We start from the raw sequence: 25807 nt of genomic DNA on the forward strand, positions 1-25807 counted from the left end.
TCCCGGACCTCAGGCCCGGCCCGGCACCAGCGCGGCGGCGCACGCCGTGTGCGGAGCCGGGCCGAACCGGACGGACCACCCCGCAGGCACCTCCCGCCAGACCGGCCACAGGGACAGCTGCCCGGCGGCGTTCTCCAGCACCAGGTGTGTGGCGCGGCCCTCCGGGCCCGGGTCGAACGGGCCGCTCGCCGTGCTCATGCGTCCAGCTCCTTCAGGCGGGCCGCCAGGACGGCCGCGATGTCGTCCAGAGAGCGGTCCTGCATCAACTGCGGGTGGGTGCAGTCGAGATCATGGTTGTCGATGGACCCGGTCACATGGGCCCGCCACGCCTCGGGGGTGAGCCAGTCCTCCGCGCGGGGGGCGGCGGCCGTGAAGAACAGCAGGTCGCCGTCGTAGCCCCGGTGGTGGTGCTCGCGCATCATGCGGGCGTGGTTCGGCACGATGTCGACGATCTTCGACAGCGCGCGGTCACCGATCCCGGCGAGCGGACTGCCCGCCCGGCGCAGCGTCGCCAGCACGTCCTCACGGTCCTGCTCGTGCGTACGCTCGAAGCCCGCCATCCGCAGCACCGCGGTCAGCGCGTCGCCCTCCTCGGGCGCCGGCCGTTCCCGCCACTGCTCGGCAGGGAACGAGTCGAGCAGCGCGAGCAGCTCGACCTCCTCGCCCGCCTCCTGGAGCAGTACGGCCACGGTGTGCGCCAGCACCCCGCCGACGGACCATCCCAGCAGCCGGTAGGGGCCGTGCTCCTGGACCGCGCGGATGTGCCGGAGGTAGTCGGACGCCTCCTCCAGCAGGGTGCGCGGCAGCGGCTCGTCCCCGGCCAGCCCGCGGGCCTGGATGCCGTACACCGGCTGCTCCGGGGCGAGGCGGGCCGCCAGCCCCGCGTAGCACCACGCGATCCCGCCGGCCGGATGGATGGCGAACAGCGGTGGACGCGCGTCCCCGCCGCGCAGTCGCAGGACGACGTCCAGCGCGTCCTCGGACGCCGGCCCCGTGGAGCCAAGCCGTGCGGCGAGCGCGGCCGGGGTGGGGCACTCGAACAGCGAGCCGATCGTCAGCTCAGCGCCGAACTCCTCCCGTACGCGGGCCACGAGCCGAACGGCCAGCAGTGACGTACCGCCCAGGTCGAAGAACGCGTCGTCCGGACCCACCTGGGCGACGTCCAGCACCTGCCCGAACAGCCGCGTCAGTGCCTCCTCCCGCGCGTCCGACGGGCGCCGCGCGCCCGCGCCGCCGCTGAACACCGGGGCAGGCAGAGCGCGCCGGTCCAGCTTGCCGTTGGGGCTCAGGGGGAAGGCGTCCAGGGCCACGACCGCCACCGGCACCATGTGCTCCGGCAGCTCGCGCGCCAGCGAGGCGCGTACGGCGACCGGATCGGCGCCGCCGGTGATGTAGCCGACCAGCCGCTGTTCGCCCGGCCGGTCCTCCCGTACGAGGGCACAGGCGGCGTCCACCCCGTCCCGGGCGGTCAGCGCCGCCTCGATCTCGCCGAGCTCGATGCGCTGCCCTCGGAGCTTGACCTGGTCGTCGGTGCGGCCCAGGTAGACGACCTCGCCCTGCTCCGTCCAGTGCGCCAGATCGCCCGTGCGGTACATGCGCTCCGCCGGCCGGCCGAAGGGATCGGCGACGAAGCGGGACGCGGTCAGCTCCGGACGGTTCAGGTACCCGTCGGCAAGCTGACGCCCCGCCAGATGAAGCTCCCCGGGGATTCCCGGCGGGCAGGGCTGCAGCGCCGCGTCGAGCACGTACAGGCGGGTGTTCCAGACGGGCCGGCCGATCGGCACCGGGCCGGTGGCGTCAGCCGTGCACGCGTGGAAGGTGACGTCGACGGCCGCCTCCGTGGGGCCGTACAGATTGTGCAGTTCGACGCCCGGCAGCTCGCGCCCGAACGCGTCGGCGGTCTCGCGGGGCAGGGCCTCACCGCTGCAGAAGACCCTCCGGAGGCTCGTACACGCGTCCGCGTCCGCCTCCGCGAGGAAGACCTGGAGCATCGACGGCACGAAGTGGCAGGTGGTGACGGACTGTTCGCGGATCAGCCGGGCCAGGTAGGCGGGGTCCTTGTGGCCGCCCGGTTCGGCGACCACCAGCACCGCGCCCTGGCGCAGCGGCCAGAAGAACTCCCACACGGACACGTCGAACGACGACGGTGTCTTCTGGAGCACCCGGTCGTCCGCGGTCAGCCCGTAGGTGCTCTGCATCCAGCGCAGCCGGTTGTCGATCGCACCGTGCGACACGACGACGCCCTTGGGACGGCCCGTCGAGCCCGAGGTGTAGATGACGTACGCCGGATGCGCCGGCGTGAGAGGCCGCGACGGATTCACCCAGAGGTACTCCGAGACGTCCAGGCCGTCCAGGACCACCAGCGGCGTCCCGGTGTCCTCGGGGAGCCGCCCCGCCCGGTCGGTCACCGCACACACGGGCGCCGCGTCCCGCAGCATGTACGCGAGACGCTGTTCCGGGTAGTCCGGGTCCAGCGGCAGATACGCGGCCCCCGCCTTCAGCACGGCGAGCAGCGACACCACCAGCTCCACCGAGCGCGGGACCGACACCGCCACCACCGCGCCCGGCCGGGCGCCGAGCGTCCGCAGGTGCCGGGCCAGCCGGTTGGCGCGGGTGTTCAGCTCCTCGTAGGTGAGCGAGGTGTCGCCGTACACCAGGGCGGTCGCGTCAGGGCTACGGGCGGCGCGCGACTCGATCGGGCCGATCAGCGTCGTGGGCGGCAGCGCCCGGTCGGTGTCGTTGAACGTACGGACGACCAGCTCGGCTTCGGCCTCGGTGGCGATACCGTGCGCGGCCGTCGGGACATGCGGGTCGGCGCGGCTCAGCCGCTCCACCAGACGCAGGAAGCGCTCCTGGTGGGCTGCCAGCTCCTCGTCGCCGTACAGCGCGGGATTGCCGTCGTGGTCGATGCGCAGACCTCGCCCGTCGGACCGGTCGTAGATGTTCACCGTCAGGTCGTCGACCGGTCCGGCGGACAGGTTCCGTGCCCGCGCCGGGGCGCCCGCGAAGTCCACGTCGTAGTCGAAGGGCATGACGTTGACGAGCGGGCCGACCAGCCCTCGGTGCTCCCCGAGGAGCCGCAGGTCGCGGCGGATGTCCTCGTAGCGGTACCGCTGGTGGCGGCGGACCTCGCGGACGGAGAGCACCACCTGGCGGACCAGCTCGGCGAAGGTGGCGTCGGGGGAGACGTCCAGCCGCAGCGGAAGGACGTTCATGACCATGCCCGGCACCCGCAGCGAGACGGAACCCATGCGCCCCATCATCGGCAGGCCGAGCACGACCTCCTGACGGCCGGTCGCCCGCGAGGTGTAGAGCGCCTGGGCGGCGATCAGGACGTCCGGCCAGGAGGCACGGAGCCGGCTGGCCAGGTCCCGCACGCCCTCGGTGGCCTCAGGCCCCAGGCGGGCGGTGCGGCGGAGGAACGTCCGCGAGGGCAGCGCCCCGCGGCCACCGAGCCGGGGCACCTCCGGACGGTCCGCGAACGCCTCCGTCCAGTGGGCGCGGTCCGCGTTGAACGCCTCCGAGGAGCGGTACGCCGCGTCCTCGGCGACCAGGTCCGCGAGCGTCCCGAAGGCCTGGGGCCCGGGCTCCTCGCCCCGGGCGAGCGCCGAGTAGACCTCGGCGGTCCTGCGTACGAGGAGCGAGTAGCCGAAGCCGTCCATGACCAGGTGGTGGATGCGCTGGTACCAGAGCCACCGTTCCTCGTCCACCCGGAAGAGTGCGTGCCGGAACAGCGGACCGGTCGCCAGGTCGAAGGGCTCGGCGAGGTCCGCGCGCATCCACTCCTCGGCCTGCCGACCGGCGTCGGAGGCCTCCCGCAGGTCGTGCGTGGTCAGTGGCAGTCCGACCGAGGGCAGGACACGCTGGCGCGGGCCCTCCGGGGAGTCCTCGACGCACACGCGAAGGGCATCGGCCTCGGCGGTCACACGGCGCAGAGCCGCCGCGAACAGCTCCGGATCGAGCGGACCGTCGATCTCCAGGCACTCCGCCGTGTTCTGCGCCGGGCTGAGCGGATCGAGCGACTGCGCGAACCACATGCCCGACTGGGCGGCGGTGAGCGGCAGTACGACGGGCGGGGCGTCCTGTCCCGGCCCGGCGCCTTCGGCATCGGTGAGCAGGACGGTCACGCGGCCTCCAGCAGTGGTGCCCAGACATCGATGGCGGGCTGCTCGGCGAGGTCGGCGAAGTCCGCCACGACGCCGTGGTCCCGGCGCCAGCGTCCCAGCAGCGACATGATGCGGACCGAGTCCAGGCCGTAGTCCAGGAGGTTCTCGTCGAGGGGGATGTCAGCGGGGTCCTCTCCGAGGGCGTCGGCGACATCGTGGCGGATCAGTTCAAGGGTGAGCGCCACGGTCTTCAGACCCCCTTGAGGAGGTTGTCGGTCGAGGTGACGACTGCGCAGCGTCCGGCGGCCCAGCGCAGAGCCATGTCGTGGTCCTCACGCGAGAAATCCGCCACGGCGTCGGCGACCACGAAGGCCTGGATGTCGCGCATCCACGCGTCGCAGGCGCTCATGAGCACCCCGATGTGCGCGTAGACACCGGTGATCACCAGCTGGTCGCGGCCGGACTCACGCAGCAGGGACTCGAGTTCGGTGCGCACGAAGGCGCTGTACTTCCATTTGGTCAGCACGGTGTCGCCGTCCGCCGGTGCGACGGAGCCGGGAATCGCCAGCGCCTCGGGGTCGTCGGCGGCACCGGGGCCCCAGAAGTCGAGCTGGAGACCGCGCTCCTGGGCCGTCTGACCACCGCGCTGCACCGAGTAGACGACCGGCACACCGAGGCGGCGGTACTCCTCGATGACCCGCGACGTGTTCTCGAGCATGCCGGTGAGCGGCTGCTCCCCGGGCGGGAACGCGCCGAGGAAGTGGTTCTGCAGGTCGTGGACCAGGAGCACGGCCCGCGAGGGGTCGACGGTCCAGTCCACGCGGTTCGCGGGCAGTTCGGCTTCGGTCGGCAGGGCGTACGGAGCGATGGCGGGAAGAGCCATGGGGTGGAACCTTTCGGTGCCGCTCTGGGCGGAACTCGGTGCTGATCTCAGTGCTGGTCGGGTACGGCGGGGCCGGGCGCCGCGTCGGAGCGCAGCCCCTTCTTGCTGACCTTGCCGATCCCGGTCTGCGGGAACGACTCGACGAATTCGACGAGGTCGGGAACCTTGTACGCGGCGACACCGCCTTCACGCACGAGGCGTTTGACCGCGGCCGGCTTCAGCGGCTCGGCGCCCTCGCGCAGGATGACGTAGGCCAGGGTGCGTTCGCCCAGGTACGCGTCGGCGACACCCACGACGGACACGTCGTGCACCGACGGATGACCGAGGATGATGTTCTCGATCTCCTCCGGCGCGACCTTCTCACCACCCCGGTTGATCTGGTCCTTGGCGCGCCCCTCGACGACCAGGTGGCCGGTCGGGGTGCGGCGCACGATGTCACCGGTGCGGTAGAAGCCGTCCTCGGTGAAGGACTTCCGGTTGTGCTCGGGCGCCCGCCAGTAGCCGCGGATCGTGTACGGGCCGCGGGTCAGCAGATGCCCGAACCCCCCCTCCGGCACGTCCGCGTCCGAGTCGTCGACGACACGGATCTCGTCGTCCTCGGAGATCGGCAGGCCCTGCGTGGTGACCACGGTCTCGTGGTCGTCGTCCAGGCGGGTGTAGTTGACGAGACCCTCGGCCATGCCGAAGACCTGCATGAGCTTGCAGCCCAGCGCCGGTTCCAGCCTGCGGGCGGCCGCCTCGCTGTACTTGGCGCCGCCGACCAGGATCAGCTCCAGGCTCGACAGGTCGTGCCCGGCGCCGGGGCCGGCCTCCGTCCAGATCAGTGCGAGGGGCGGCACCATCCCGGTCATCGTGACGCGCTCGCCTTCCACGAGCGGGAAAGCCGTCGCCGGATCGGGGCGGGGGCACAGGACCACGGTCCCCCCGGCGTACAGCGTGCCGAGCCAGCCCGGCGAGCTCATCGGGAAGTTGTGCGCGGCGGGGAGCACGACGAGGAAGCGGGTGTCACCGTCGACGCCGCAGATCTCGTTGGATCCGCGCAGCGAGTAGATGTAGTCGTCGTGCGTACGGGGGATGAGCTTGGGAACGCCCGTCGTGCCGCCCGACAGCTGGAGGAACGCGAGATCGTGCGGCTCCGGCTCGTACCCGCTCCCGGTGGGCGCGCACGGCACCTCGGACAGGGCGGTGTGCTCGCCCGGCGAGCCGACGACGAAGACGTGCCTCAGGCTCGGCGTACGCTCCTTGACCTTCGACGCGAGCGCGAGGTGGTCGAAGCCGGCGTGCCGGTCCGGGACCACATAGGCGACGGCCTCGGTGAACGAGCAGAAGTACTCGATCTCCGTCTCCCGGTGCGCGGGGAGCGCGTAGACCGGCAGGGCGCCGATCCGGAAGAGCGCGAAGACGACTTCGATGAACTCGGCGATGTTCGGGAGCTGCACGACGACCCGGTCGCCCGCGGAGATGCCGCGCGCCGAGAACCCGGCGGCCAGCCGGGAGGCGCGCTCGTCCAGCTCGCCGTACGTCCATTCACGGCGTCCGGGGGCCGGGTCGACGACCGCGACGCGGTCCGGGTGCGCGGCGGCCCGCTCGCGCAGCACACCGCCGAACGTCTCCCCGCGCCAGTGGCCCGCGGCCCGGTAGCGCTCGGCGAACTCGGCGGGCCAGGTGGGCGCGTCGGATGAGTGGAGGGCGGTCACAGGGCGGCTCCCACTGCGCTCAGGAAGGTACGGAACTTGGCTGCGGTCTCCGCCGTCTCGGCGGCCGGCGAGGACTCCGCCACCACGCCCGCGCCTGCGAACAGCCGCAGGGTGCGGCCCTCGGCCTCGGCGCAGCGGATGGTCACCACCCAGTCGCCGTCGCCGTCCGCGTTCTGCCAGCCGACCATGCCGGTGTACGCGCCGCGGTCGAAGGGCTCGGACTCCGCGATGACCTGCCGGGCCACATCGGTCGGCGTGCCGCAGACCGCAGGAGTGGGGTGCAGGGCCGACGCCAGGTCCAGGGCGGTGGACGAGGGGTCGCGCAGCTCCCCGGTCAGAGTCGTCGACAGGTGCCACATGGCGGCGGTCCGTACGAGCGTGGGGCGTTCGGGGACGTCCAGGCTCACGCAGAACGGTGCGAGCGCCTCGCGGATGGCGTCGACCACGACCGCGTGCTCGTGGAGGTCCTTCGGTGAATCCAGCAGCGCGGCCGCCCTGCGGACGTCCTCGGCCAGATCGCCGCTGCGCTGCGCGGAACCGGCCAGCGGGTTGGCGACGAGCCGGTTGCCGCGGCGGGACACGAGGAGCTCGGGGCTCGCGCCCACGAGCGTACGGCCCGGACCGCTGGGCACGGCGAAGGTGTAACCGTCCGGGTCACGGCGTGCCAGCCGGCCCAGCATGGCGGGCAGATCGAGGTCCCGCGACGAGGTCAGTTCCAGCGTGCGGGCGAGGACGACCTTGTCGAACTCACCGGCACGCATCCGCTCCACCGCGGCTGCGACAGCCGCGGAGTACTCCTCCGCGGCCGGTACCTCACGTATCTGCCAGGCGTCGCCCTGACCTGCGTCGGAGCCGTGCAGTGCGATGAGCGGGTCCTCGCGCAGGGCGGTCGCCCACCGGACGGTCTCCGGGACGGCCAGTGCCGCCGCGCCGTCGGGCGCGAACGGTACGGAGCCGACGACGACCGGGGCGGGGTCGCCCGCGCGCCGGGCGGAGTCGAGGGTCTCCCGCACCCGCAGCGGGAGAGGCCGCGAGTCGTGCGGCACCAGCGCGGTGGCGCCGGAGCCGAGCAGGGTGTGCCGGGGTGTGGCGAGGAAGCGGTCGGTGCCGGGCCGGTAGGCCTCGAGCAGGGCCGTGGCCGCGCCGGGGGAGTCGAGTGGGGGAGGAGCGGCGGGGACGCGCAGAGATGCAGACATGGGTGGTCTCCAGTGGGGAAGGCTCGAGCGCCGGCAGGATGGCGGGGCGGGGCGGGATTCAGGCCCGCAGGGTGGCACCGCCGTCGACGTACAGGTCGTGCATGGTGATGTGACGCGCGCGGTCCGACACGAGGAAGGCGACCGCCTCGGCTACGTCGGAGGGGTCCGCTATGCGGCCGAGCGGGATGCCCGTGCGGTACGTCGCCGCGTCCCCCTCGACGACGCGGCGGGCGGCGGCTTCCTCGTCCCCCGCCGTCCACATGCCGCGCTGCATGTCGGTGAGGGTCGAGCCGGGGGAGACGGTGTTGCACCGCACCCCCAGGGGCGCCACTTCGAGACCGAGACACTTGGTGAACATCACGGCCGCGGCCTTGGAGGCCGCGTACGCCGCCATGTTCGTACGGGGGATGCCGGCGGCGTTGGAGGCCACCGTGACGATGCTGCCCGAACCCCGGCCGGTCATCCGGCGGGAGACCGACCGCGACACATGGAACACCCCGTGGGTGTTGACGGCGAAGGTGGCCGCCCACTCCTCGTCCGACAGGTCCGCCACCGGCGAACCACGGAGAATTCCGGCCACGTTGACCGCGATGTCCAGCGGGCCGAGAGTGTCCTCCGCCTTCGCGACGAGGTCTTCGACAGCCGTGGGGTCCGTCACGTCGAGCGTGCGCGCGGTCACCGCTCCGTCGTACGTCCTCTCCAGCGCGGCGATGCCTTCCGGGGCCAGGTCGGTGGCGAGGACGCGGGCACCGCGGCCGGCGAGGGCGTGTACGACCGCCTCGCCTATGCCGCGTCCCGCTCCCGTCACGAGGGCGAGCCGGCCGGTCAGTTCCTGCTCGGCACTCACTTGACCATCGCCTTCCGGATGTCGTCGAGCACCGAGACGGCTGCCTGCGCGCCGCCGAGGCTGGTCCACCTGGTCCCGTCGACGACCGTCGCGTGCTCGTCCCGCACGGCGCCCAGCTGCTGGTAGGCGGGCTTCTTCGCGAGCTCCGCGAGGAGGCCGGCGTCGGTGCCGGCGTCGAGGGAGCCGATGAACAACCAGTCGCCGTCGATCTCGTCGAGGTTCTCGTCGCTGAGCGGCGTCGAGTGGCCCTCGCCCTTGTCGTTCTGGATGCCCGGGCGCTCGAAGCCGAGGTCCTTCAGGACGTCGCTGATGAAGACGCCCTGCTGCATGACCGCGGTGCCCTTGGCCGAGTAGCGGGCGACGGAGACGCTCGCGCCGGCCTGCGAGCCGAGGTCTGTCCTGAGGGAGGCGGCCTTCGTCCCGTAGTCGGCGAGGAACTTCTCGGCCTCCTCGGACCTGCCGAGCGTCGTGCCTGTGAGCTCGAGGGCCTTCTTCCAGTCCTTGGTGCCGTCGATGGTGACGACCGTGGGCGCGACCTTCCGGAGCTGCGCGAGCACCTGCTCGTCGGCGAGCTGCCCGGCGAGGATCACGTCCGGCTTCGCCTGCACGACCTTCTCGATGTCCGGGCCGGTGACGGCTCCCACCACCGGGATGCTCTTCGCCTGGTCCGCCAGGTACCCGGGTGCGCCCTTCTGGCCGCGCCCCGCGGTCAGACCCACAGGCTCGACGCCCAGGGCGAGCGACGCGTCCAGGTCCATCTCGCTGAGGGTGACCACGCGCTCCGGAGCGGCCGGTACCTTCACCTTCGTCCCGGTGGCGTCCGTGACCTGGGTCGTCGCCGCCGCGCCCGAGTCGGCGGACGCGGCTTTGTCCTCGGATCCACAGGCGCTCAGGGTGAGAGCGCCGAGTGTGAGCAGGGCCGCCGATATGACGGGGCGTGCGATACCGCGGGACGAGGGGGGCGAATACGGCACCATGGCCTTGGATCTCCGTTTGCGTTCGGACGAATCCAGTTCCGGCAGGGCGCTCTCCGAAGCCTGAATCGGAGAGAAGCGGTACACATAGCGCCACTTCAGGGCATAGGTGAGCCCATGACCCGCCAGAACCGGACGAGTGCATTTAGGTTAGGCTAACCTTATGTCCATCGCGCAAGGGGGTCGGCCAAGGTCAGCCGGATCCCGCCCATCCGAAACTCCCCCTTCCCGGGGGCGCTCAACCCCCTGGGTCGCCACGGGACTTCTGCTTCTCCTCGTGGCCCTCGTGCTGCTCTCCCTCGTCATCGGCACCGGTGAGAGCCCTGCGAGGCGCGCCTGGGACTTCCTTCTCGGTGACCCCGCCGCCCGGGCCGACGCCCAGATCCGGCTGGCCGTCATGGACGTACGCCTTCCACGCACCCTCGCCGCCCTCCTCGTGGGCACCTGCCTCGGGGCGGCAGGCTGTCTGCTCCAGGCCGCCACCCGCAATCCGCTGGCCGAAACCGGCCTACTGGGCGTCAACTCCGGAGCGGCATTCGCCGTTGTCCTCGGGCTCACCTTCTTCGGGGCCGACTCCCCGGGCGCCCTGCTCGTCTGGGCGCTCGCCGGCGGCATGGCCGCGAGCGCCGTCGTCCTGCTCTTCGCCGGATCGGGACGCACGGCGGGCTCACCGCTGCGTCTCGTCCTGGCCGGATCGGCACTGGGTGCCACCTTTCACGGCTGCACCTCCTACGTCCTGCTCGGCACACAGTCGACCTTCGACACCTACCGGTACTGGACGATCGGCTCGCTCGCCGGAGTGGAGACCTCCGATCTCGTCCCGCTGCTGCCGCTGGTGGCGCTCGGCCTGCTCACCGCGCTCGGCTGCGCCCGCCCGCTCTCGGCGCTCGGCCTCGGGGACGACGGCGCCCGCTCGCTCGGGCACCACCCCGGCCGCATCCGGCTCGTCGTCGCCGGAGCGGTCTCGCTGCTCGCCGGCTGCGCGGTCGCCGTGGCCGGGCCCATCGCCTTCCTCGGACTGCTGGCCCCGTACGCCGCGAGGGCGCTGACAGGGCCCCGCATGACGGCCCAACTCGTCCTCTCCGCGCTGATCGCCGCCGACATCATGATCCTGGCCGACATCCTCGCCCGGGTCGTCATCCGGCCCTGGGAGACCCCGGTCAGCGTCCTGCTCGCCTTCGTGGGCGGCCCGCTGCTCGTCTGGATCGCCCGCTCCTCCCGCCTCTCCACCGCGGGGGCCGAAGCGTGACCGACCTGAAGAAGACAGCCAGGGAGGCGGCGCCGCGCAGCGGGGCCCCCGACGTGACACCCCCCGACAGCACCGTGCTGCGCAGGGGTACGTTCTCGTGGCTCCTCCCGCGCCGCAGCGCGCTCACCGCCGCGATCCTCCTGCCGCTCGTCGCCGTCCTCGTCGCCCTCGCGGTGATGGCCAGTTCGACCGGAATGAGCCTCTCGGAGACCCTCTCCGGACTGCTCGGTACGGGCGACCCGGGCACCGTCATGATCGTGCGGGACTTCCGGCTGCCCCGCATCTTCGCCGGCCTCCTCGTCGGTGCCGCACTGGGCATCGCCGGCTGCCTCACCCAGACCCTGGCCGGCAACCGCCTCGCCACACCCGACCTCGTCGGTGTCAACGACGGTGCCACCGCCGCCGTCGTCGCAGCCGCCGCGGGTTCCACCACCGGCATGGTGGGCAACTGGTGGCTGGGCCCGATCGGCGCCGTCGCGGCAGCCGCGATCGTCGTCCTGTGCGCGGGCGGGGCCGGGAGCGCCGGCTACCGCGTCCTCGTGACCGGCATCGGTGTCTCCACCTTCCTGGGCGCGGTGGGCGACCTGATCATGTCCCGCGAGAACGACAACACGGCGGGAGGCGTCTTCCTCTGGGCCGTGGGCAGCCTCAACGGCCGTGACTGGGGCGTCGGTACGCCGCTGGCCCTCGTCCTGCTCGTCCTGGTACCGCTCGCCCTGGCCGTCGGCCACCGGCTGCAACTCCTGCGCTTCGACGACGACGTGGCGGCCTCGCTCGGCGTCGACCTGCGCCGGCTGCGCGCGGGCGCACTGGCCCTCGCCGTCGCCCTCGCGGGGACGGCCGTCGGTGTCGGCGGACCCATCGCCTTCGTTGCACTCGCCGCCCCGGTCCTCGCCCAGCGGATGGCCGGGCCAACCCGGGTCCCGATCACCGGCTCCGCACTGACCGGCGCGGCCCTGATCGCCGCGGCCGATGCCCTGGGGCGGGTCGCCGCCCCCGTCGAACTGCCCGTCGGTGTCGTCACCAGCGTCCTCGGCGGCCCCTTCCTGCTCTGGGTCCTGTTCCGCCCGGACCGTGCCACCGGAAAGGTCTGATCAACGCCGATGACCGATGCATCACGCGAGTCCGCCCCCGGTCTCGAAGTCGAAGCGCTCCACGCCGGATACCCCGGCCGTCCCGTCGTCGAGAACGTCGACCTCACCGTCCCCGCCGGGCAGGTCGTCGCGATCGTCGGCCCCAACGGGTGCGGTAAGTCGACCCTGTTGCGCACCGTCGCGCGCCTGCACCGGCCCGAGTCGGGAACCGTCCGGGTCGGCGGCGTGGACATCTGGGAGATCGGCAGGCGCCGGGCCGCCCATCGCGTCGCACTGTTGCCCCAGTCGCCGCGCGCACCCGAGGCCGTCACGGTGGCCGGGCTCGTCCGCTACGGCCGCCACCCCCAGCAGGGCCTGCTGCGCCAGTGGTCCAAGGAGGACGAGAACGCCGTACGCGAGGCACTCGAGGCCACCGGAACGACCGAACTGGCCGCCGAGCGCCTGGACAGGCTCTCCGGCGGCCAGCGCCAGCGGTGCTGGCTGGCGATGGTCCTCGCCCAGCACACCCCGGTCATCCTGCTCGACGAACCCACCAGCGCCCTCGATCTCGGCCACGCCGTGGAGGTCCTGGAGCTGGTGAGGGAGGTCGCCGCAGTCGGCCGCACCGTGGTCATGGTGCAGCACGACCTGGCAGCCGCGGCCCGCTACGCCGATCTCCTCGTGGCCATGAAGGACGGGCGGGTCGTCGCCCGGGGCGAGCCGGCCGCGACGGTCGACGAGGCACTGGTGAAGGAGCTCTACGGGGTGGACGCCGACATAATCAGCGCACCGGGCGACGCCTCACCGGTCGTGGTGCCGAGGAGCCGGCTCACGACGCGGACGTGACGGGCTTCGGCTCCCGTACGGGCGTCCTGGACGGCCGGGTCCGGGGTCCGAACACGGCCAGGGCCACCGCTCCCACCATCCAGACGCCCGCGATGAAGTAGAAGACGCTCTGGTAGCCGGTGCGGTTGTAGAGCGCCGCGATGATCAGCGGACCCGCGGCGTTCGACAGCCGGCCGATCCCGTAGGTGATGCCCGTGCCCAGGGAGCGGCTCCGGGTGTCGAAGAGCTCGGGGGAGTAGGCGTACGCGAGGGCGGTGTAGCCGCGCTCGAAGAGGTTCACCAGGAACCCGAAGACCACGATCAGGATCGGGTCGAAGGTCAGCCCGTACAGCAGACCGCACACCGCGATGACGGTGCCGAAGGCGACGAGACACCACTTGCGCTCGAACCGGTCGGTGACCAGCGAGGCCAGGTAGGAGCCGAGGGGCGCGCCGACCGTGGTGAGAGCGACGTAGAAGACGGACTTCTCGACGCTGAACCCCTCCTTGGAGAGCAGGGTGGGCGCCCAGCTGGAGTAGCCGAAGAAGCCGATGGTCTGGGTGACCCAAAGGACGGTGAGCAGGAGCGTCGGCGCGAGGTACCTCTTGTGCAGCAGCAGACGCAGCGGGGCCTTGACCGCCGGGGGCTCCTCCACGGGCTCCGCCGGTTCGGCCAGCGGTCCCTTCTCGGCGCTCACCGTGGCCTCGATCTCCCGCAGGACCGCGTCGGCCGCGGCGTGGTCGCCCCTGCTCTCGTGCCAGCGGGGGGACTCCTTGAGGTGCCTGGAGAACAGCACGAGGAGGATGCCGAGCGCACCCCACAGGTAGACCAACCGCCAGGACCAGTCGCTGAGCGGGACGACGAGGCTGGCGATCAGGTTGGTGGCCGGCGTGCCGCAGATGCCGATGACCATCGCGTACGCCTGGTACTTGCCGCGGACGGCGGCCGGATACATCTCGTTGACGTAGATGACCGCCACGACGGTCATCGCCGACAGGCCCGCCGAGGTGAGCACCCGGAAGACGCCCAGGGAGAAGACGTCCCAGGAGAACACCGAGACGAACGAGAAGAAGCCGAAGAACAGTGTGGTGCGGAGCAGGGTCTTCTTGCGGCCCCACCGGTCGGCGACGGCTCCCGCGACGATGGAACCGATGAACATGCCGACGAACGACAGCGAGGTGACGTAGGCGACCTGGTCGACCGTCACACCCCAGAGTTCGATGAGCTTGGGGGCGGTCGTCGCGAAGCTGTTGATGTCCGCGAACTCGAAGAAGTACGCGAAGGCCACGGCCAGCAGGGTGGTCTTGTGGAAGCGGGAGATCGGCAGCCGGTCCAGCCGGTTCGCCGCGTTGGCGTGCTGCATGGGGACGGTCCCTGTCGGAGTGCGGGTGCGGGCGGGGAGGGGCCTCAGACGCCTTCGCCGGGCCAGTACAGGCTCATCGGGTTGCCGACGAGGAGCCGGTGCTGCTGCTCGGGGGTGACCGCGATCCGCGGCACGTGGCCGACGAGGAGGCCGTCGTCGGGCATGTGGTCCGTGAGATTGGGGTGGGGCCAGTCCGTGCCCCACAGCACCCGGTCCCCGAACTCCTCGACCACGCGGCGGCCGAAGGGCACGACATCGGCGTAGGCGTGCTTCTCGCCGTCGAGGGCGGGAGGACCGGTCACGCTGAGGCGCTCGGGGCAGCTCACCTTCACCCATACGTCGTTGGCGTCGACGAACCGGAGGAAGCGGGAGAACTGCGGGCCGTCCACCGGCAGGGTCACATCCGGCCGGCCCATGTGGTCGACCACGAGGGGAGCGGGCAGGGAGCCGAAGAAGTCCCCCAGTTCGGGGAGATCGGCGCTCTCGAAGTAGAGCACGATGTGCCAGCCGAGCGGGGCGATCTTCTGGGCGATCCTGGTCAGGTCCTCCTTCGGGGAGGTGTTGACCAGACGTCGGAGGAAGTTGAAACGGACCCCCCGCACGCCCGCCGAGTGCAGCTCGCGCAGTTCGGCGTCGGAGACGTCGGGCCGGACGGTCGCGATGCCGCGTGCCCGGTCACCGGCCGCGCGGACCGCGTCCGTCATGGCGGTGTTGTCCGCACCGTGACAGGTGGCCTGGACGATGACGGCGCGGCTGACGCCCAGATGCTCGTGCAGCGCGGCCAGTTGGTCCTTCCCGGCGTCGCAGGGCGTGTACTTGCGCTCGGCGGCGAAGGGGAACTCGTCCTGCGGCCCGAACGCATGGCAGTGGGCGTCGACGGTGCCCGCCGGAAGCTGGAACGCCGGTACGGACGGATCCTGGTACCAGTCCAGCCAGCCGGGGCTCTTGGGGGAACGCACACTCATGAAATCTCCTGGAGGCACATGGGGGAAATGGCCGGGGCGCGGTCCGCCCGCGTGTTCAGCGGTCCTGGCGCTTCAGCAGGGCGTCCAGGCGCGGGTACACGGAGCGCGCGTTGTGTTCCTGTATGTCGCCCAGCCGGTCCGGGGAGAGCCCGGCGGCATCGGCGTAGCGGCGGGTGTCGTCGAAGTGGTGGCCGGTCCGGGGGTCGATGTCACGGACGGCGCCGATCATCTCCGAGGCGAAGAGGATGTTCCGGGTGGGGACGACGTCGAAGAGGAGGTCCGAACCGGGCTGGTGGTAGACGCAGGTGTCGAAGAAGACGTTGCCCAGGACGTGCTCCTCCAGCGGCGGCTTCCCGAGCGCCATCGCCAGCCCGCGGAACCTGCCCCAGTGGTAGGGGACGGCGCCGCCGCCGTGGGGGATGATCAGCCGGAGTGTGGGGAAGTCCCTGAAGAGGTCGCCCTGCACGAGCTGCATGAACGCGGTGGTGTCGGCGTTCAGATAGTGCGCCCCGGTCGTGTGGAACGCGGGATTCACGCTGGTGCTGACATGGATCATCGCCGGGACGTCGTACTCGGCCATCTTCTCGTACAGGGGGTACCAGGAGCGGTCGGTGAGGGGCGGAGAGGTCCAGTGCCCCCCGGAGGGGTCCGGGTTGAGGTTGAGCGCGACGGCGCCGTACTCCTCGACGCACCTGGTGAGTTCCGGTATGCAGGTCGCGGGGTCGACGCCCGGGGACTGCGGAAGCATGGCGGCGGGGACGAAGCGTTCCGGGTAGAGCCGGCTGACGCGGAAGCACAGCTCGTTGCAGATGGCCGCCCACTCGGCGGAGGTGCTGAAATCACCCACGTGATGGGCCATGAACGACGCCCTGGGCGAGAAGACCGTCATGTCGATGCCGCGCTCGTCCATCAGCCGCAGCTGGTTCGACTCGATGGTCTCGCGCAGCTCGTCGTCGCTGATCCTCAGATCGGCCCTTCGCGGGGAGACGGCCGGGTTCCCGAGCCCCTCGATCTGCTGATTCCGCCAGGCCTCCAGTGCGGGCGGGGCCGTCGTGTAGTGGCCGTGGCAGTCGATGATCATCGCTGTTCCTCTTCGGAGTGCCTGCGTGTGGTGCCGGCGGTTACGCAGCCGGAGGGCTCCTCGCCGACGCGTCCTTCCCGGTTGTTCACGCCACCGTAACCGTCGATGAAATTGTTGACAATATGCCTGACGAGAAAGTTTCAGGCATCATCACTGATGTCCGCGTGCGCTCGCGCGCGGCGGCGACGATGTACGGAAGGCGGAGGGGTGACGGCGAATCAGGTCACCGGCCGGACGGGCCGGAGTGCGGTCTCCAGCGGTATCCGGGAGGCGCTCGCGGCGGGCGACATGGTGCCAGGACAGCGCCTGGTCGAGCAGGAGTTGTCCGAGGTCTTCCGTGCGACGCGGAGCTCGGTGCGGGAGGCGCTGCAGGACCTGGCCGCCGAGGGCCTCGTGGAGCTGATCCCGCGGCGCGGGGCGCGGGTGCGGGTGATCTCCGTCGAGGAGGCGATCCAGATCACCGAGTGCCGGGCCCTGCTGGAGGGCCTGTGTGCCAGGCGGGCGGCGGAGTACGCCTCGGACGAGGTGCGCCAGGAGCTGAAGGGCATCGGCTCGGCGATGAGCCGGGCCGTGGAGGGCGGTGACCCGGACGCCTACTCGGTGCTGAACCGCAGGCTGCACGAGTGCATCGGCGAGGTCGGCGGCCAGAAGGTCGCCCAGGCCCTGCTCGAACGGATGAACGGCCAGATGGTGCGCTACCAGTTCCGTCTCGCGCTGCGCCCCGGCCGTCCGGCGCAGTCACTGCCCCAGCACCTGGCGATCATCGACGCGGTCCTGGCCGGCGACCCGGAGGCGGCCGAGGCCGCCGCGCGGGCGCATGTCGAGAGCGTCATCGTGGCCTTGCGGGAGACCCCGACGCCGGTCCGCCTCGGCTGACCGGGAGACCCTGAGGTCGGTCCGCCTCGGCTGACCGGGAGACCTCGACGCCGGTCCGCCCAGGCAGGGCGGGCCGGTCCGGCCTCGCCCGGTCAGGCGACGAGCAGATCCAGGAACGCGGTGAGCTTGTTCCTGGTTCGCTCGATCTGCTGTTCGACGGTCAGCGACTCCTCGAAGCGCCCGCCGGGGGCCGGCGTCTTCCTGCCGCGTACGTACAGCGAGCAGTCGAGGTCGGTGCAGAGGTAGATGCCCACGGAATTGCCGTCCCTGCCGGCCTGTCCCCGCTTGCGGGCGGTCATCAGGGAGACCCCGCTGCCCGGGTGCGTGGTCAGGCAGACCGAACACATGCTGCGGTGCAGGAAGCCACGCTGCTGGGAGGGGAAACGGAGCGTGATGCCGGTGAGCTCGCCGCGCAGCTCGGTGACGATGTAGCTACGGTCCGGAGCCGAGAGGTCGCGCCAGCCGAGGAAGTCGAGGTCGTCCCAGCGCCGCTCGTCGAGGTCGCGGGGGAGCGGCAGGCGCTTCGCCTCCCCCTTGGAGCAGTTGACGAACGACGCTCGGATGTCCTGCTCATTGACGGCTCTCATGGACTCGACGCTAACTCTGCCTATGAGGCCTAGGCAAATGTTTATCTGTTCTAGGCCGAATCCTCGGGCGGTGAGACCCGCAGGTGGTGGGCCGCCGGATGCTCGATGGCGAGATCCGGGCGCCAGACGGCCAGGATCTGCGCCGACGGATCGAACAGGGGAGCCGGCAGCTCCTCGGGGGCGGTCCACCGCCACTCACTGACGATATGCGGCTCGGTGACCTGCGGGACCGCCGAAGCCACCCTCACCAGGGCGGCCATGCTGATCCTGTTGATGCCGCCCACCACGTCGTGCACCATCGCGAAGACGGTGACGGCGTCCACGGGCACCCGCAGTCCCGTCTCCTCGTGCAGTTCGCGAGCGGCGGCCTCCGCGACCGACTCGTGGGTCGGGTCGACCTTGCCGCCGGGCAGCTCCCAGGTGCCGCCGCGGTGCCTTCCCAGCAGGATCCTGCCGGCCTCGTCCTGCACGACGACACCCACGCCGAAGGCGGCCTGGGGGAGCGGAGGACGGGAGTTCCGGGGCGCGACGTTCACGGAATCGGTGGTCATACGCTGCTCTGCCCCCAGCTGGTCGGTACGGATGACGCGGTCTTCATCCTCACACGGCGATCACGCCACCAGATTGAGTGTGGTGCCGGCGACACCGAGACGCACGGACTGACCCCACGTCAACTCCAGGGCGTCGGACTCCATCCCGTCGCCGAACACCACCATCCGGTCCGACTCGACGGTGAGTCTGAGGCCGTCCTCGCGCCCCAGCTCGCCCGCGGTCATCGAGGTGCCGGTGGCCGGGGAGGGCCAGGCCTCGCGCACGAACCAGACCAGTCGCGGATCGGAGGGGGCCGGCAGTCGCAGGGGGCTGCCGCGCTCGAGCCAGAGCGAGCGCAGCCAGCCGGTGGAGCCCGTGCCGGTGCCCACCAGGACGCCCGACGACGCCTGTGACTCGACGGCGGACGGGGCGCCGTCGGGGCCGATGCGGTAGCGGGCGGTCTGATGGCCGGGCGGCCCGAGGTAGATCTCGTTGAGGGCGAGGAGCCGCTGGGTGTCGTCGGCGACGGCCTCGGTCATCGTGAGGGCGTCCACCCGCCCGCCGGGTGATGCGGCGGCCCGGCACAGTGCCGCCGTGTCACGGGCCCGGTGGCGTACGAGAACTCCGGGGTTGCGGCCCGGGTCGGTGTCGATGCCCACCACCGGCTGACCGGACAGGTACTTCGCGGCGTTGGCGACCAAGCCGTCCTGCCCGACCACGACGACCACGTCCTCGGGCCCGAACAGGAAACGGTCGAGGTCCGCCCGCTCCACCCGGGTCCGGCGCCACCGCAGCGGCACGGCCGCCGCCACCTCGGTGAGTGCCCGCTCGTGGCGCCGGTGCCGCTCGGCCACCTCGTCGAGCGACCGGCCGCGCCCGGCGAGCACGAACGCGGCCTGCCCGTGCGTCCCGTGCCGCGCCAGCAGCTCCTCGTACTCCGTCGTCCGGTGCACCAGCACCGCCCGGGGGGCCAGGCTCACGCCCGAGCCTCCGGCTCAGGCCGGCCGAGCCTGGCGAGCAGGCCGGTCAGGACGTCGGGGGAGAGGGTCAGGCTGTCGATGCGCGGGAGATTCTCGGCCAGCCGCGTCGCGGCCAGGGCGTGCAGCGTGCCGGGGTCGACGTCCGCGTGCGCCCGCAGCCAGGCCGCCTGCGCCTCCGCGCGTGCCGCCCCTAGGTCGCGGGCGGCCTCCGCCTCCGCGCGGGCCAGGCGCACGGTGCGGGCGGCCTCGGCGGCCGTACGCACTCCGTCGGCCGCCGACTTCTCCTCGGCCTCCCGGCGGGCGTTGGTGCCGCGCTGGTCGACCAGCTGCTCCTCGCGGCGCGCGAGCTCGATCTTGCTGGCGAGCTCGTTCTCGGCGATGGTGCGCTCGCGCTCGACCGCGACCGCCCGGCGCTCGTACACCGACCGGTCCGCCTCCTGCTGGATCTGCTCCCTGGCCGGGGTGCGCAGGGCGCGTTCGACCTCCGCCTCCGGGCGGATGGCGACGACGCGTACGGCGACCACGTCGATGCCGGTGGCGGGCAGCCGGGGCTCGGCGGCGAGCCCGGTGGCGACCCGTTCCCGTACGGCGGCGACCCCGTCCACGAGAGCGGTGGCGAGTGGGGTGCGGGCCAGGACGTCCAGGGCGTGCTGTTGCGCCGTCTCGGTGAGCAGGGTGGCGATCTGCTCCAGGGGCGCACCGCGCCAGATCCCAGTGTCGGGATCCACCGAGAAGTCGAGCCGGACGGCCGCCTCGGCGGGGTCGCTGATCCGGTAGGTGACCGTGGCCTGCACGGTGACGTCCTGGAAGTCGGCCGTACGGGCGTGGAACGCCATCGCCAGCTCACGGTCGTCGACCGGGACCTCGGAGAGCGCCGCGGAGAGCGAGCGGTACCAGAAGCTCAGTCCGGGGCCGTCATGGTTGAGTCTGCCGCGCCTGTGGTGGCGGATGTGGGCGGTGGGTGCGGAACGCAGGTGGCGCCAGCCGAAGCGCCGGGTGATGTCGGCCATCTCGGGACCCCCTCTTTCTCGTCATGGAGACGATAATGGATCCGAGGGATATCGTCAAGAGGACGAGAAGGGGGTGCGGGCATGAGAACGGCCGGCCGGCGGTTTCCTCTCGGAAACCACCGGCCGGCCGGTTGTGCGCCGACCCCGTCCCCACGGTGCGGCGCGAGGGTGGACCGCCGTCATCCGCTCGGACGACGGTCCACGTTCATCAGGTCCCGCTTCCCTCGGGAGCGGGCGGGGAGGAGGGGAGCCCGAGTGCCGGGAGCACGGCGCACTCGATGAAGCCGGTGAGGAAGGAGGCGTCGTCGGGGTGCCGTCCCTCCAGGAGTGGCCGGACGCGCATGATGCCGAGCATCTGGGCGGCCACGTAGTCGGCCGCGGGGTTGCCGGCGTCGATCTCACCACGCCGGACGGCTCGTTCGACCATCGTGTCGAAAGCGGCGATGGCCGGCGCGATCAGTGTGGAGCGCAGCGCGCAGAGCAGGTCGGGATTCTGGAGCGCGGCATGACTGAGGGCGTGCATCAGGGCGGTGTCCTCGCCGGACGCCGCGTCCACGACCCGCGCCGCCTCGCGCAGATCGCCGCTCAGGCTGCCGGTGTCGATGTCCGAGAACCGCCTCTTCCGGCTGCCGTGCAGTGCGGCGACCACCAGCTCCGGCTTGGACCCCCACTGACGGTAGAGCGTGGACTTCCCGCACCGGGTGCGCGAGGCGACGCCCTCCATCGTCAGTGAGTCGTAGCCGCTCTCCCGTAGGAGGTCCAGCACGGCGGTGTACAGCTCCTGGGCCCGTTCCGGTGTGATCTTCGACCGGCGTGACGCGGGTACGGACTCCTGTGCTGAACCGGGCGACGGCATCTGCTTCCCTCTCTGCGACTCTGCGGCTGGAGACCCTCGATACGCCAGTGTACCGATACGCCAGTGTACCGATACGTCGGCGTATCGGTACACTGGCGTATCGATACGGCATGGACTGGCCATGCCGACGTCGTAACAACGCACCGTCAGCAAAGGGGCACGGGTGATGCACACCCGCAGTGAGCCTGCGGAGCGGGAGCCGGACGCCTCAGCCCGACCGCCCCTCGTCCGTGAGCTGCTTCTGATAGCCGGACTCTTCCTGGTCTACAAACTCGGCCGCCAGGCCGCGAACGGCCATGTCGAGGAGGCCTTCCACAACGCCGGACACGTCTGGAGCTTCGAAAGGGCTCTCGGCCTTCCCCGCGAAGGAGCCGTTCAAGGCGTTCTGCTGCACAGCGACACGCTCGTCCAGGCGGCGAACACCTACTACGCGACCGTGCACTTCCCGGCCACGGTGGCGTTCCTGGTCTGGCTGTACTGGCGCCGCCCGCGCCACTACGTCTGGTCACGCCGCATCCTGGCAGCGCTCACCGGCGCCGCGCTCGCGCTGCACCTGCTCTTCCCGCTCGCCCCGCCGCGCATGCTGCACGCGGCCGGCCTCGTCGACACCGGGCAGGTCTACGGACCGTCGGTGTACGGGGAGACGCCCTCGACCGACTCGATGGCCAACCAGTTCGCGGCCATGCCCTCACTGCACTTCGGCTGGGCCCTTGCGGTCGCCGTCGGACTGATCGTCGCCACACGCTCCCGGTGGAGCCTGCTGTGGCTGCTGCACCCCCTGCTCACCCTGTTCGTCATCGTGGGCACCGCCAACCACTACTGGCTCGACGTGATCGTGGTCTCCGCCCTGCTCGCCGTCGCGTACGCCGCGCTCAGGCTGCCGCGCACACCGGTCCGTACGCACCTTCCGTGGGCGGCAGCCGTCCCGGCCCAGAACTACGCGTCCCCCGCGTACGCACGATCCGGAGCACGCCGATGAACGCCACACTCATAGCCGTCGCGCTCTCCCTCGTCTCCGCCGGTGCCTACGCGACCGCCGCGGTGGCTCAGGCCCGGCTGGCCGGCCGGACCGACCCCTCCGCCGGGGCGCTGCGCCTGATGGGCCGCGGAGCCTGGTGGTCGGCGGTCGGCCTGAACGCCGGCGGGGCGCTGCTGCACGTCGCCGCGCTGAAGTACGGACCGCTCACCCTGGTCCAGCCGCTCGGCGCGCTCACGCTCGTCGCCGCCGTCCCGCTCGGCGCCCGTTCCGCGGGCCGCCGGGTCAGCCGTACGGAATGGCGCGGCACGCTCCTCACTCTCGTCGGCCTCGCCGCGCTGCTCCTGGCCGCGGGCGGCGCCGCGCCGCACGACACGCTGAGCCTCCCCGAGGCGCTGGGCGTCGGGGCCGTCACCATGGCGCTCGTCGCCGCGCTCAGCCGCCCGGGCACCCGGCCCGGCCTCCGGCACGCCGCCGCCTCCGGCATCACGTCCGGAGTGGCCTCCGCCCTCACCCAGACCCTGACGGTCGCGGCGACCGACCACTCGGGCCCGTTGCTGAGCTGGCGGCTGGTGACCGTGGCGGTGCTCGTCTCCTTCTTCGCCCTGGGCGGCCTGATGCTGTCCCAGACCGCCTACCGGGGTGGCCTCGGCGCCCCGCTCGCCGTGGTCACCCTCGCCAACCCGGTCGCCGCCGCCGCTATCGGCCTGATCCTGCTCGGCGAGCGCATCCAGGGCGGGGCGGTCGGCCTCGTGCCCGCGCTCATCGGCACCCTGGCCGCCGTCCGGGGCGTGGTCCTGCTCAGCCGCGCACAGGCGGGGAGCACGGCCGGAGGCGTACCCGAGCCGGCCGGGGCCGCTTCCGTGGCGGCCGCTTCCGTGCCGGCCGTCACCGTGCCGGCCGTCACCGTGCCGGCCGTCACCGTGCCGGCCGTCACCGTACCGCCTTCGAGGGTCGTCCTCACCGGCCCGTCCCTCACCGCCCCACGCCCCGCCGAGCCGTTCACGCTGTACCCGGAACCGGTCGGGAGCCCGGGCGGCCCCGGCTGAGCCGTCCCGACGGCCACCGGCTGGACAGCCCTCAGGGGCCGTCCAGCTCGTCGATCGCCCTGGTCAGCCAGCCCGTCCAGAACGTCTCCAGATCGATTCCCCCGCGCAGCACCAGACGGCGCAGCCGGTCCTCGTCCGCGGTCCGCTCCGGAGGGAAGTCACGCTTCTCGATCTCCAGGTACTCCGCCAGCCGCTCCTGGTGCAGCACCAGGTGCCTGCGCAGCTCCCCGGCCAGCCCCGGGGCGCCGACCACGGCGGCCGCCCGCATCCTCAGCAGCAGGGGATCGCGTACCGGCCGCGGATCCTCGGCGAGCGACACCCAGGCCGCCAGCGCCTCGCGTCCGGCGGGGAGCACCTCGTACTCCTTCTTCTGCCCACGCGCCGGCTGTGCGGCCGGCAGGACCCGGATCCGACCGGCCTGTTCCAGCTTTCCCAGCTCGCGGTAGATCTGCTGGTGCGTGGACGGCCAGAAGTAGCCGATCGACCGGTCGAACCTCCGCGTCAGTTCGAGACCGGACGACGGCTTCTCGAGCAGGGCCGTGAGGATCGCGTGCGGGAGTGACATGCAGTGCATCCTAAAGACGGCGGGAGCGGGTGATCACAGCTCCGCGGCGAGCTCCGTGCCCTGACGGATCGCACGCTTGGCGTCCAGTTCCGCGGCCACGTCGGCACCGCCGATCAGATGCGCCGGACGGCCCGCGGCGAGCAGCTCCTCGTACAGCTCACGCCGCGGTTCCTGACCCGCGCACAGCACGACGGTGTCGACCGGCAGCAGGTGCTGCTCGCCGTCCACGGTGAGATGCAGGCCCTCGTCGTCGATCAGGTCGTACGACGCGCCCGCGATCATCGTGACACCGCGGTGGCGCAGCTCGGTCCGGTGGATCCAGCCGGTCGTCTTCCCGAGCCCGGCCCCGACCTTGCTCGCCTTGCGCTGGATCAGATGGACCGTGCGCGGGGACCTCGGGCGCTCCGGGGCCCGCAGCCCGCCCCGCCCCGCGTAGTCCGTGTCCACGCCCCACTGCCGGAAGAAGACCTCCGGGTCCAGGCTCGCCGCGTCGCCACCGTCGGTCAGGAACTCGGCGACGTCGAAGCCGATCCCGCCCGCCCCGACGACCGCCACCCGGTCACCGACCTCCGCGCCGCCCTTCAGGACGTCCAGATAGCTCACCACGCTGGGGTGCCCGACGCCGGGGATCGCGGGAGTGCGGGGCTCGACCCCGGTGGCCAGGACGACCTCGTCGAAGCCGACGAGCACGGCGGACGTCGCCCGGGTGCCGAGCCGGAGCTCGACTCGCTCCTCGGCGAGGCGCGTACGGAAGTAGCGCAGCGTCTCGTCGAACTCCTCCTTGCCGGGGACCCGGCGCGCGACGTTCAGCTGACCGCCGATCTCGTCGGCCGTGTCGAACAGGGTCACCGCGTGCCCGCGCTCGGAGGCCGTGACCGCGCAGGCCAGTCCGGCCGGCCCTGCGCCGACCACCGCGACGCGCTTGCGCACCCGGGTCGGCGAGAGCACCAGTTCGGTCTCGTGGCAGGCGCGCGGATTCACCAGACAGGAAGTGATCTGCAGGCTGAAGATGTGGTCCAGACAGGCCTGGTTGCAGCCGATGCAGGTGTTGATGGCGTCGGCGCGGTCCTCGGCCGCCTTGGCGACGAAGTCGGGGTCGGCGAGGAAGGGCCTCGCCATCGACACCATGTCCGCGCGGCCCGAGGCGAGGACCTCCTCCGCCAGCTCGGGGGTGTTGATGCGGTTGCTGGTCACCAGCGGCACGGAGACCGCGCCCCGCACCTTCTCCGTCACCCAGGTGAAGGCGCCACGCGGCACGGAGGTCGCGATGGTCGGGATGCGGGCCTCGTGCCAGCCGATCCCGGTGTTGATGATGGTCGCCCCGGCCGCCTCGATCTCGCGGGCGAGACGGACGACCTCCTCCAGCGTGGAACCGCCGGGCACCAGGTCCAGCATGGACAGCCGGTAGATCAGGATGAAGTCGGGGCCGACCCGCTCACGGACGCGGCGCACGATCTCGACGGGGAAGCGGATGCGGTTCTCGTACGAACCGCCCCAGCGGTCCTCCCGGTGGTTCGTGGCCGCGACGATGAACTCGTTGATCAGATAGCCCTCCGAGCCCATGATCTCGACGCCGTCGTAGCCCGCCCGGCGCGCGAGCTCCGCGGCCCGGACGAAGTCCTCGATGGTCTCCTCGACCTCGTCGTCGTCGAGCGCGTGCGGGGTGAACCCGCTGATCGGCGCCTTGAGCGCGCTCGGCGCCACCAGGTCGGGGTGGTGGGCGTAGCGCCCGAAGTGCAGGATCTGCATCGCGATCCGGCCCCCCGCCGCGTGCACGGCCGCCGTGACCTCGGAGTGCTGCTCCGCCTCGGCCTCCGTGGTCATCTTGGCGCCGCCGGGGAAGGAGCACGCGCGCTCGCTGGGCGCGATCCCCCCGGTGACCATGAGGCCCACCCCACCGCGTGCGCGCGCCGCGTAGAAGGCGGCCATCCGCTCGAAGCCGCGCTCGACCTCCTCGAGACCGATGTGCATCGATCCCATCAGCACCCGGTTCGGGAGGGTGGTGAATCCGAGGTCGAGCGGGCTCAGCAGGGTGGGGTACGGGCTCATCCGGGTCTCCTCGCACGTGTCGTCGAGCCAGTTCTAGACCACGTGAGCGTCATTGTGCAACTAGTTGCA

24 protein-coding genes are annotated in these 25807 nt (G+C 71.9%); 6 read left to right on the forward strand and 18 right to left on the reverse strand.

The window, feature by feature from the left end; translation table 11 throughout:
• Positions 1-9: 9 nt before the first annotated feature.
• From ACIQM3_RS17150 to ACIQM3_RS17185, 8 genes are read right to left on the reverse strand one after another with little or no spacing between them, the layout of a single operon-like run.
• Entirely contained in the window at positions 10-198 is a 189-nt protein-coding gene (locus ACIQM3_RS17150; RefSeq protein WP_401624626.1) for an MbtH family NRPS accessory protein, read from the reverse strand.
• Positions 195-4127, reverse strand: coding sequence for an amino acid adenylation domain-containing protein (locus ACIQM3_RS17155; RefSeq protein WP_401624628.1), 3933 nt, complete (start codon positions 4125-4127; stop codon positions 195-197). The genes ACIQM3_RS17150 and ACIQM3_RS17155 overlap by 4 nt, the downstream gene beginning before the upstream one ends.
• Positions 4124-4351 (reverse strand): phosphopantetheine-binding protein, encoded by a 228-nt coding sequence (locus ACIQM3_RS17160; protein ID WP_393762582.1) that lies wholly within the window; start codon positions 4349-4351, stop codon positions 4124-4126. Before ACIQM3_RS17160 ends, ACIQM3_RS17155 begins: the two co-directional genes overlap by 4 nt.
• Before the next feature lie 5 nt (positions 4352-4356).
• Positions 4357-4989 (reverse strand): isochorismatase family protein, encoded by a 633-nt coding sequence (locus tag ACIQM3_RS17165; RefSeq protein ID WP_401624631.1) that lies wholly within the window; start codon positions 4987-4989, stop codon positions 4357-4359.
• 47 nt (positions 4990-5036) lie between these two features.
• Complete coding sequence (locus ACIQM3_RS17170; protein ID WP_401624633.1) at positions 5037-6686, reverse strand: (2,3-dihydroxybenzoyl)adenylate synthase; 1650 nt, start codon at positions 6684-6686, stop codon at positions 5037-5039.
• Entirely contained in the window at positions 6683-7882 is a 1200-nt protein-coding gene (locus ACIQM3_RS17175; RefSeq protein ID WP_401624635.1) for an isochorismate synthase, read from the reverse strand. Before ACIQM3_RS17175 ends, ACIQM3_RS17170 begins: the two co-directional genes overlap by 4 nt.
• A gap of 58 nt (positions 7883-7940) precedes the next feature.
• Entirely contained in the window at positions 7941-8729 is a 789-nt protein-coding gene (locus ACIQM3_RS17180; protein ID WP_401624637.1) for a 2,3-dihydro-2,3-dihydroxybenzoate dehydrogenase, read from the reverse strand.
• A complete protein-coding gene (locus tag ACIQM3_RS17185; protein ID WP_401624639.1) occupies positions 8726-9706 on the reverse strand; it encodes an ABC transporter substrate-binding protein in 981 nt (326 codons plus the stop codon). Before ACIQM3_RS17185 ends, ACIQM3_RS17180 begins: the two co-directional genes overlap by 4 nt.
• A gap of 160 nt (positions 9707-9866) precedes the next feature.
• On the opposite strand from ACIQM3_RS17185, the gene ACIQM3_RS17190 reads away from it, so the two are divergent.
• Genes ACIQM3_RS17190 through ACIQM3_RS17200 form a run of 3 tightly spaced genes read left to right on the forward strand, consistent with a single transcriptional unit; the run spans position 9867 to position 12871 of the window.
• Positions 9867-10952, forward strand: a complete 1086-nt coding sequence (locus tag ACIQM3_RS17190; RefSeq protein ID WP_401624641.1) for a FecCD family ABC transporter permease — start codon at positions 9867-9869, stop codon at positions 10950-10952.
• 5 nt (positions 10953-10957) lie between these two features.
• Positions 10958-12046 carry a FecCD family ABC transporter permease gene (locus tag ACIQM3_RS17195; RefSeq protein WP_401626432.1) on the forward strand — a complete coding sequence of 363 codons (1089 nt, stop codon included), beginning with the start codon at positions 10958-10960 and terminating at the stop codon, positions 12044-12046.
• A 9-nt stretch (positions 12047-12055) separates the two neighbouring features.
• Positions 12056-12871, forward strand: coding sequence for an ABC transporter ATP-binding protein (locus tag ACIQM3_RS17200; protein WP_401624643.1), 816 nt, complete (start codon positions 12056-12058; stop codon positions 12869-12871).
• On the opposite strand, the gene ACIQM3_RS17205 is transcribed toward ACIQM3_RS17200, so the two are convergent.
• Genes ACIQM3_RS17205 through ACIQM3_RS17215 form a run of 3 tightly spaced genes read right to left on the reverse strand, consistent with a single transcriptional unit; the run spans position 12855 to position 16259 of the window.
• Positions 12855-14213 carry an MFS transporter gene (locus tag ACIQM3_RS17205; protein ID WP_401624645.1) on the reverse strand — a complete coding sequence of 453 codons (1359 nt, stop codon included), beginning with the start codon at positions 14211-14213 and terminating at the stop codon, positions 12855-12857. The two genes, ACIQM3_RS17200 and ACIQM3_RS17205, sit on opposite strands and share 17 nt — an antisense overlap.
• 44 nt (positions 14214-14257) lie before the next feature.
• On the reverse strand, positions 14258-15178 hold the full coding sequence (locus ACIQM3_RS17210; protein WP_401624647.1) for an amidohydrolase family protein: 921 nt from the start codon (positions 15176-15178) through the stop codon (positions 14258-14260).
• A gap of 55 nt (positions 15179-15233) precedes the next feature.
• The gene (locus ACIQM3_RS17215; RefSeq protein WP_401624649.1) at positions 15234-16259 is read right to left on the reverse strand and encodes an amidohydrolase family protein; all 1026 of its coding nucleotides are present in this window, start codon (positions 16257-16259) and stop codon (positions 15234-15236) included.
• 207 nt (positions 16260-16466) lie between these two features.
• Here ACIQM3_RS17215 and ACIQM3_RS17220 point away from each other — a divergent pair, with 207 nt between their 5' ends.
• Positions 16467-17135, forward strand: coding sequence for a GntR family transcriptional regulator (locus tag ACIQM3_RS17220; RefSeq protein ID WP_401624651.1), 669 nt, complete (start codon positions 16467-16469; stop codon positions 17133-17135).
• A 92-nt stretch (positions 17136-17227) separates the two neighbouring features.
• Here the strand turns inward: ACIQM3_RS17220 and ACIQM3_RS17225 are convergent, their stop codons facing one another.
• The 5 genes from ACIQM3_RS17225 to ACIQM3_RS17245 form a co-directional block, all read right to left on the reverse strand.
• A complete protein-coding gene (locus tag ACIQM3_RS17225; RefSeq protein WP_401624653.1) occupies positions 17228-17722 on the reverse strand; it encodes an FBP domain-containing protein in 495 nt (164 codons plus the stop codon).
• A gap of 50 nt (positions 17723-17772) precedes the next feature.
• The gene (locus tag ACIQM3_RS17230) at positions 17773-18273 is read right to left on the reverse strand and encodes an NUDIX hydrolase (protein WP_401624655.1); all 501 of its coding nucleotides are present in this window, start codon (positions 18271-18273) and stop codon (positions 17773-17775) included.
• Between the two features lie 60 nt (positions 18274-18333).
• Positions 18334-19233 (reverse strand): hypothetical protein, encoded by a 900-nt coding sequence (locus ACIQM3_RS17235; protein WP_401624657.1) that lies wholly within the window; start codon positions 19231-19233, stop codon positions 18334-18336.
• Positions 19230-20243 carry an SPFH domain-containing protein gene (locus ACIQM3_RS17240; protein WP_401624659.1) on the reverse strand — a complete coding sequence of 338 codons (1014 nt, stop codon included), beginning with the start codon at positions 20241-20243 and terminating at the stop codon, positions 19230-19232. Before ACIQM3_RS17240 ends, ACIQM3_RS17235 begins: the two co-directional genes overlap by 4 nt.
• A gap of 208 nt (positions 20244-20451) precedes the next feature.
• Complete coding sequence (locus tag ACIQM3_RS17245) at positions 20452-21099, reverse strand: TetR/AcrR family transcriptional regulator (RefSeq protein WP_401624661.1); 648 nt, start codon at positions 21097-21099, stop codon at positions 20452-20454.
• Between the two features lie 166 nt (positions 21100-21265).
• Between ACIQM3_RS17245 and ACIQM3_RS17250 the strand changes: the two genes are divergently transcribed.
• Both ACIQM3_RS17250 and ACIQM3_RS17255 read left to right on the forward strand, forming a co-directional pair.
• A complete protein-coding gene (locus tag ACIQM3_RS17250) occupies positions 21266-22078 on the forward strand; it encodes a phosphatase PAP2 family protein (protein ID WP_401624663.1) in 813 nt (270 codons plus the stop codon).
• On the forward strand, positions 22075-23124 hold the full coding sequence (locus ACIQM3_RS17255; RefSeq protein WP_401624665.1) for a DMT family transporter: 1050 nt from the start codon (positions 22075-22077) through the stop codon (positions 23122-23124). The genes ACIQM3_RS17250 and ACIQM3_RS17255 overlap by 4 nt, the downstream gene beginning before the upstream one ends.
• Before the next feature lie 31 nt (positions 23125-23155).
• Here the strand turns inward: ACIQM3_RS17255 and ACIQM3_RS17260 are convergent, their stop codons facing one another.
• Entirely contained in the window at positions 23156-23689 is a 534-nt protein-coding gene (locus ACIQM3_RS17260; RefSeq protein WP_401624667.1) for a PadR family transcriptional regulator, read from the reverse strand.
• 33 nt (positions 23690-23722) lie between these two features.
• A complete protein-coding gene (locus ACIQM3_RS17265) occupies positions 23723-25738 on the reverse strand; it encodes an FAD-dependent oxidoreductase (protein ID WP_401624669.1) in 2016 nt (671 codons plus the stop codon).
• Between the last annotated feature and the right edge of the window lie 69 nt (positions 25739-25807).

It is taken from the genome of Streptomyces sp. NPDC091271 (genome assembly GCF_044757505.1).
Lineage (GTDB): Bacteria > Actinomycetota > Actinomycetes > Streptomycetales > Streptomycetaceae > Streptomyces.